9 protein-coding genes are annotated in these 7828 nt (G+C 59.3%); 8 read left to right on the forward strand and 1 reads right to left on the reverse strand.

Annotated features, from left to right (window positions below):
- The first annotated feature begins 28 nt into the window (after positions 1-28).
- Positions 29-490, forward strand: coding sequence for a DUF5362 family protein (locus tag VL547_RS00685; RefSeq protein WP_325574087.1), 462 nt, complete (start codon positions 29-31; stop codon positions 488-490).
- A gap of 2 nt (positions 491-492) precedes the next feature.
- On the opposite strand, the gene VL547_RS00690 is transcribed toward VL547_RS00685, so the two are convergent.
- Positions 493-1221 carry an RDD family protein gene (locus tag VL547_RS00690; protein WP_325574089.1) on the reverse strand — a complete coding sequence of 243 codons (729 nt, stop codon included), beginning with the start codon at positions 1219-1221 and terminating at the stop codon, positions 493-495.
- Between the two features lie 38 nt (positions 1222-1259).
- Here VL547_RS00690 and VL547_RS00695 point away from each other — a divergent pair, with 38 nt between their 5' ends.
- From VL547_RS00695 to VL547_RS00725, 7 genes are all read left to right on the forward strand, one after another.
- Complete coding sequence (locus VL547_RS00695; RefSeq protein WP_325574091.1) at positions 1260-2216, forward strand: stage II sporulation protein M; 957 nt, start codon at positions 1260-1262, stop codon at positions 2214-2216.
- Positions 2209-2961 carry a DUF4129 domain-containing protein gene (locus VL547_RS00700; RefSeq protein WP_325574093.1) on the forward strand — a complete coding sequence of 251 codons (753 nt, stop codon included), beginning with the start codon at positions 2209-2211 and terminating at the stop codon, positions 2959-2961. Before VL547_RS00695 ends, VL547_RS00700 begins: the two co-directional genes overlap by 8 nt.
- On the forward strand, positions 2958-4214 hold the full coding sequence (locus VL547_RS00705; RefSeq protein WP_325574095.1) for a DUF4350 domain-containing protein: 1257 nt from the start codon (positions 2958-2960) through the stop codon (positions 4212-4214). Before VL547_RS00700 ends, VL547_RS00705 begins: the two co-directional genes overlap by 4 nt.
- Entirely contained in the window at positions 4214-5194 is a 981-nt protein-coding gene (locus VL547_RS00710) for a MoxR family ATPase (RefSeq protein ID WP_325574097.1), read from the forward strand. Before VL547_RS00705 ends, VL547_RS00710 begins: the two co-directional genes overlap by 1 nt.
- Positions 5195-5214: 20 nt before the next feature.
- Entirely contained in the window at positions 5215-6543 is a 1329-nt protein-coding gene (locus VL547_RS00715; RefSeq protein ID WP_325574103.1) for a DUF58 domain-containing protein, read from the forward strand.
- Between the two features lie 43 nt (positions 6544-6586).
- Positions 6587-7600 carry a YncE family protein gene (locus VL547_RS00720; RefSeq protein ID WP_325574099.1) on the forward strand — a complete coding sequence of 338 codons (1014 nt, stop codon included), beginning with the start codon at positions 6587-6589 and terminating at the stop codon, positions 7598-7600.
- A 45-nt stretch (positions 7601-7645) separates the two neighbouring features.
- The coding region (locus VL547_RS00725; RefSeq protein WP_325574101.1) for a DUF3863 domain-containing protein at positions 7646-7828 on the forward strand (183 nt) is incomplete at its 3' end.

The raw sequence follows: 7828 nt of genomic DNA on the forward strand, positions 1-7828 counted from the left end.
TTGAAGTTCACCCACAAAAATGAACTTCATGGAAGAACAACAAACACACCTTTTCGAGCTGAACGTCGATTCGGCCGCGCAGGCCTTCCTGCGGGAGGCCTCGAAATGGGCCAAGTTCCTCGCGATCCTGGGCTTTATCTTCGAAGGTTTGATCGCCATCCTGGGCTTTTTCGCCGGCGCCATCACCAGCACCCTCTATCGTTCGATGGGCGGTATGTTCGAGTACTCCCAAACCGGAGGTTTCGGGGCGGTATTGCTTTATCTGGCGATTGCGGTAGTGGCTTTTTTCCCCACGCTTTACCTGTTCCAATTCGCCACGCACATACGGAAAGCCGTCGATACCAACGACCAGGAATCGCTGACATTCGCCCTGGGCCGGTTGAAATCGGTGTTCAAGTTCAGGGGGATACTGGCCATCATCGGCATTTCCATCTGGTTGATCGCCATAGTGGCCGTCATGATCGGGGCGATGCTTGCCACCAGGGGCTAGGCTCACTGCACCGAAATGTGGTTGTAATCTTTTAGCAGCGTTTCGAGAAATTCATAGGGGGCCATGGGCGTGTCTATTTTCAGGACCGTCCTGATCTTTTCGGCGGCGGTGGCGGCAATATGAAAATGGTCGTTGCCCTTGGCCCTTTCCAGGAGCGACCGGATCGTGTTGAGGTCCCGGTCGCTGAGACGCATCACCTGCGGGAATTGCGGGACGTAGTTCTGGGCGGTTTCCATAAAGATCGTTTCCTCCAGCGCGGCGCGCGTGTTGGTGCTGATCAGGATGGTGCCCGCTGCCAGGTCGCCCAGCCGTTGGGAGTATTTGGAAAATATAACCGACAGCAGCCCTCCCACGCAAAACGTGATCCCGAAGTCCACCGGGCGCAGCAGCCAGCGGATCACGAACTGCCCCAGCGTGGGCTTCCCTCCGTTCATATTGACCACCCGCATCCGCATCACCTTTTTCCCCAGGCTTTGCCCGTTCATCCAGACCTCGGTGAGCAGGAAATACAGGAAAAAGGGGATCAGGGCCAGCAGTACCGCGACATCGAAGGCTACGGACGACTCGTTGTGCGCCGAAGGGATGATCGCCTGGAAGACCTTTACCGCCAGGTATACATACACGATGAGGATGGCCCAGTCGATGATCAGCGCCAGCAGCCGCCGGTGAAATTCCGGGATGTCAAATTCCAGGTCGATATTGAAGCTCGTTGGAATACGGATACTGCTCATAATGACAATTTCCGTAAATTTCAGGAAATTTTTTCTGCTTGCGGGAAGCATTATTTATCAAGAAGAACAAAGACCGCTGGACGCAGATTGAACAACAGCAGTCCTCCGACCCTGATGAAATGGCCACCGAGTTCATACAGCTGGTTGATGATTTGTCCTATGCCAAGACCTTTTATCCCACCAGCAGGACCACCCGTTACCTCAACGTAGCCGCGTCCAGGATCTACCTGGGTATATACGGGAACCGCAAAGCGGAGACCAACCCCCTGGCCAAATTCGTACGGTATAAGCTTCCCATGACGATCACGCGTCACCGGTGGGTGCTGCTGTTTTCGCTGGCCCTTTTTTCGGGTTTCTTTATCCTTGGCGTGCTGTCGGCCAGGAGCGACGAATCGTTCATCCGGGAAATGCTCGGGAACGCCTATGTCAACCAGACCGAGGACAACATCGCCGCGGGCAATCCCTTTGCCGTCTACCAGGGCGAAAACCAGGTGGTCATGTGGCTGTACATCCTGATCAACAACATCCGGGTCTCTATCATCATGCTGGCGGGGGGCGTCCTGTTCGGCTTCGTCCCGCTGTTCCAGCTGATCAACGAAGGGCTCAGGCTGGGGGCGTTTGAATACCTGTTCGCCCAAAAGGGGCTGGCGGGGGACTTTTTCCTCACCGTTTTTATCCACGGAACCCTGGAAATATCCGCGCTCATCATTTCGGGGGCAGCGGGGATGATCATAGGCACCGGTTTTCTTTTTCCGGGCACCCTCAGCCGGATGGAATCGTTCAAGCGTAACGCCAGGGACGCCTGTATCATGGTGTCGGGCCTCATACCCGTTTTTATCACCGCCGCCTTTTTCGAAGGCTTTGTCACCAGGTACGCGGGCATGCCCGTATGGGGAAAGCTCATCATCCTGATCGGCTCGCTGTCCTTCATCATCGGCTATTTCGTGATCTATCCCATCCGCCTGGCGCGGAAAGGAGGGCGCCCGAATGCATAAAATCCGGCTGTTGCCCTTGCTGATGCTGCTGGCGCCGTTGTGTGTCCACGCGCAGAGTGACACGGTCGCCGTCGAAGCGTCCGACTCCCTTTGGTATAATAAAACCGTCAAGCCGGTGACCCTGCATCCCCGGCACGTGCCCGTGGAAGTCGTGGACAGCCTGCGCAAATTGGACGACTTCTGGTATGTTTCCGTAGGCAAGGACAAACCCGAACCCCCGAAAAAAACCGAGCCCCATAAAGACAACTGGTGGGATCGTTTCAGACAGTGGCTGGGCGACCTCTTCCAAAAGCCCTGGATGACCTTTTTGTGGTGGAGCCTGCTGGCCGGCGTCCTGGTAGCGGCCATCGTATACATCGTCCAGTCGGCCACCGGCGTGCGGTGGTTTCACCGCAGCCGCCAACTGAAGGGAGATGAAAACAAAACGGCGGACGAGGTCCCCGACGATCCCGCGCAGGCGCTGAAAAGGGCGCTGGCGGCCGGCGACTACCGGGAGGCGGAACGCTGTCTGTACCTTACCACGTTGCAACAGCTGAGTGAGAAAGGGCTGATTCGGCTTTTAAAAGAAAAGACCAACCGCGAATACCTGGCGGAATTGCGGGGGCACGCGGTTTATGACGCCTTTGCGGGGCTAACCCGGCACTACGATTATACCTGGTACGGCGGCTTTGTCCCTTCACCCGCCGCTTTCGGGGACATCCAGACCCGGTACGACCAATTCCAAAACAGACTTGACACGCTTTGAGCAAGAATACGATCTATACCGTCCTCTGGGTCCTGTTGGGCGTCCTCGTCGTCGGGGGGCTGGGTTATTGGATGAACCGCGGGCAGAAGCGTCATTTCGATGCCACCATCACCCTCAACTATAAGGACAAAAGACCCTATGGCGCGTATGTGGCCTTCCAGGAGTTCAACCGTCTTTTCGCCCGGACGCCCGTGGCGGTCAGCCGCCGCAGCAACGACTTCCTCAGGGACCTTAGCGATACCGACCGGAACCAGGTCATGTTTGTCCTTAGCCCGTATTTTTATCCCAATCCGGATGAGTGGGCGGGCATGGTCCGTTGGGTCCGCCAGGGTAATTACCTGGTCATTTCCGCGGCCCGCTTTACCCAGGACGTAAAGGAAAAGCTCCACGTCGAGCTCAGCAATTTCACCGAAGAGGTATTCACCGGTAACAGCATGAACGTGGACACCGAAGATTCCCTGCGGGTGTCGTTCACCCGGCCGCCTTACCCGGACACCACCAGCTATTTTTACCCCGGCCGCCGGCTGGACCGCTCGGTGGTATCGCTGGACAGCAGTTTTACCCAGGTCCTCGGCGTCAACGATTATCACTATGCCAACATGGTCAGGATCACGGCGGGGGACGGGGCGGTGATCCTCCAGACGGCGCCGATGGCCTTTAGCAACTACTTCCTGCTCTATGGCGACAACATGCGCTATTTTGACAATTTCTGGTCCGCCCTGCCCGCATCGGTGCACGTCACCAAGGGGATATGGAACCAATATTTCCTATACAAGGTCCAGGAAGAACAACGCCCTGGCGGCGGTTTTTGGGACAGCCTGTTCAGGCTCCTGCACCATCAGTTCATCGGACCCGCCCTGGGGGCCCTGTTACTGCTCCTGCTGTTGTATATACTCCTGAACATGAAACGACGCCAGCGGATCATACCGGAGAAGGCCCCGGCGACCAACGAGTCCCTGGAGTGGGTCAAGACGATCGGTACGATGTACTACGAAAAAGGCGACCACCGCAACCTGGCGATCAAAATGGGCCAGCACTTCCAGGAGCATATCCGCACCCGTTACCAGACCCAGCTCGATACGGCGGAGCCATCCTCCATCATCCGCCTGGCCTCGCGGTCGGGCGTGGACGAGCCCCTGGTGCGCGACATCGCCACCAACCTTCGGTATGTCCACGACGCGCCCTCGTTGTCGGCGGAGCAGCTCACCGAATGGTATCAATTGATCGAAAAATTCTATAAAACCGCTCTATAATGCAAGAAGAAGCCTTGTTTCAGCAACGGACCGACCTCCAGGAATTACAGGAGGCCGTAAACCATATACACACCGAGATCCGGAAGGTGCTGGTGGGCCAGGAGGAGCTGGTCCGCCTGCTCATTACGGCGGTCCTCGCCGACGGTCACGTCCTCATCGAAGGCGTCCCCGGCGTGGCCAAGACGCTGAGCGCCCGTCTCCTGTCCGCGACCTTGTCGGTAGGCTTTTCGCGGATACAGTTCACGCCCGACCTGATGCCCTCCGACGTCCTGGGGACCACCGTCTTCAATCCCAGGGACGCCCGGTTCGAATTTAAACGCGGGCCGATCTTTTCCAACCTCATACTCATAGACGAAATCAATAGGGCGCCCGCCAAAACCCAGGCAGCGCTATTCGAAGTCATGGAAGAACGGCAGGTCACCATGGACGGCACCACCTATCCGCTGGACCTGCCCTTTATCGTCCTGGCGACCCAGAACCCGGTGGAGCAGGAAGGTACCTACCGCCTGCCCGAGGCGCAGCTGGACCGGTTCCTGTTCAAGATCAAGGTGCCCTATCCCGGGGAAGAGGAAGAGATCCACATGCTCTCGCGCTTCAACCGGGCCGACGTCGCGGACCCCGTCTCCCTGGTGCAGTCGGTGCTAACGGCCTCGCGTATCGCCCAATTGCGGCAGCAGGTCCGGGGGTTGCACGTCGAGGAGCCCTTGCTGCGCTTTATCGCCCGCCTGACGCAGGCGACGCGCCAGCACCACTCCATCTATCTCGGCGCTTCCCCGAGGGCGTCGCTCGCGCTGATGCACGCCGCCAAGGCGACCGCCGCCCTCCAGGGACGCGACTTCGTAACCCCCGAGGACATCCTCGAGGTGGCCGTGCCCACGCTACGTCACCGCCTCCTGCTGACCCCGGAAAAGGAAATGGAAGGGGTAACCGAAGACGAAGTGATCCAACAAATCCTCCAGGGTATGGAGATTCCCCGATAAAATAGTTGCTCTTGCTACTGGTGCATTTCTATAACTCGTTCTACCTTTCCCGCCGGACTTACGGGATCGCCGGGGTGATCATCCTCGTGTTGGCCTCCGCCTTCTTTTACCCGTTCCTCGCGCAGGTGGCCCGGTTGTCGGGGCTCGTCCTGCTGGGTTGCGTCCTGATCGACGTCTTTTTCCTGTATGGAGGCAGCGGTCACGTCGAAGCCTCCCGCGAAGCCCCGGCCCGATTCAGCAACGGGGACGGCAACACGGTCACGCTGCACATCCGCAACGCGTATTCCTTCCCCCTCCAGGCCACGGTGGTGGACGAGATACCCCTCCAGTTCCAGGACCGCCACTGGAAGCGCAACATGCAGCTGAAGGCCGGCGAAACCCAGGCGCTCGCCTATACGCTCACGCCCAAGGAGCGGGGCGTCTATTCCTTTGGACGGCTACACCTGTTTGTCTCGTCGCCGCTGGGCCTGGTCCGCCGCCGTTGCACCTTCGGGTTGGAACAGGACGTCCAGGTATATCCCTCCTTCGTCAACCTCCGCAGGGTACAGATCGAAACCCAGGGTGGCAGCCAGGACGCCGGTCGCCAGCGCCTCAGGCGTACCGGTCTGAGCCTGGAGTTCGAGCAGATCAAGGACTACGTGCCCGGGGACGACTACCGCACCATCAACTGGAAGGCCAGCGCCCGCAAGGGACAGCCGATGGTCAATACCTATGTCGAGGAGCGCAGCCAGCCCATATACTGCGTCATCGACAAGGGGCGGCTGATGAAGTTCCCTTTTGAAGGCATGACCCTGCTGGACTACGCCATCAACGCCTCGCTGGCTTTGATCAACGTCGCCCTGAGCCGCCAGGACAAGGCCGGTCTGATCACCTTCTCCCGGAAGGTGGACCAGTTCCTGCCCGCCGATCGCAAGGCCGGTCAGATGGAGACCGTCCTCGAAACCCTCTACAACCAGGAAACCGACTTCAAGGAGGCCGACTTCGAACAGCTCTACGCGCAGCTCCGCGGCCGCCTAAAGCAACGGAGCCTGCTGATCCTGTTCACCAACTTCGAATCCATCCACAGCCTCCGCCGTCAGCTCCCCTACCTTCGTTCGATCGGCCGGTATCACTTGCTGGTGACCGTTTTCTTCGACAATACCGAGCTCCACGCGCTCCAGCAGGGCGACGCGAAGACCCTTGAGGACGTCTATATCAAAACCATCGCCGACCGGTTCCTCTACGAGAAAAAACTCATGGCCAAAGAACTGGCGCAGTACGGCATATTGCCCGTGTTTACGTCGCCGGCGCGGCTGACCGTTGCGTCGATCAACAAGTACCTGGAAATAAAGGCCCGCCAGGCGCTGTGAGCGCCGCGGCGCTTATGCCCTATATTTGCAGGAAACCCGGATTATGAAACTTCTCCTTACGGCGGCGCTACCCGTTTGGGCCGCGCTGTTGGCTTCGGCAGGCGGCGCCACGGCACAGGCGAAATTGCTGGCGCTCTCGAAGGGCGACCACACCCTGGCCATCGTCGACCCAGTTACGCTGAAAGTCGTTGCCAAGGCCCCGGTGGGCTCCGATCCGCACGAGGTGATCGCTTCGGCCGACGGTCGCACGGCGTACGTTACCATTTACGGGGGCGGCAGCCTGCACGAGCTGGACGTGATCGACCTGGTCCATGGGACGGCGCTTCACCCCATCGACACCAAACCTTTTATGGGGCCGCACGGCATCACTTTTGTCGGGGGGAAAGTATGGTTCACCGCGGAAGGGTCCAAGTGCGTGGTCCGGTACGATCCGGCCAGCGGGACCTTTGACTGGACGATGGGCACGGGGCAGAACCGGACGCACATGATTTACGTGACGCCGGATCAGCGCCGCGTGTACACGACCAACGTGAGTTCGGGGACCGTCAGCATATTAGTGGATACCGTCATAGGGCCTGGCGGGCCTGGCGCGCCGCGACCGCACGGCGATTGGGCGCAGACCGTTATCCCGGTTTCCCGGGGGTCCGAGGGCTTCGACGTCTCCCCCGACGGCAAACAATTGTGGGCGGCCGCCGCGGACGACGGAACGGTTGCGGTGATCGACCTGGCCTCAAAGACGGTGGTGGACAAGATCGACGCCGGCGTGCTGGGCGCCAACAGGCTGCAATTTACGCGCGATGGCCGGCTGGTGCTTATCTCCAGCCTGCGCAGCGGGGACATCGCGGTGCTGGACGCCGCGACGCACAAGGCAGTAAAAAAGATCGCCATCGGTCACGGCGCCGCCGGCATCCTGATGGAGCCCGACGGCTCGCGCGCCTTTATCGGTTGCACGGCGGACGACTACGTTGCGGTGATAGATTTGAAAACACTGACGGTTGTCGGGCGCATCGACGTGGGCAAGGGTCCGGATGGGCTGGCGTGGGCTACGCCGCAATAGCATGGGCAACGCGGTATTCGCGTGAACATCGCCGAAAAAAATATTATGCATCGCAGAGACTTTTGTAAGGACGCCCTCCTGACGGGAGCGGCCCTGGCGGGCTCGCCCCTGCTGCGGGCGGCCACGTTGACGACTCCGGCAACGCTGATGGGTCACCGCTTCGTGACCTTGTGCATCATGATCCGCACCTCCCCCTGGGAAGTATCGCGTGACGTAAAGCTCATCGAC

Origin of the sequence: Dinghuibacter sp. (assembly GCF_035492835.1) — a bacterium.
Lineage (GTDB): Bacteria > Bacteroidota > Bacteroidia > Chitinophagales > Chitinophagaceae > Dinghuibacter.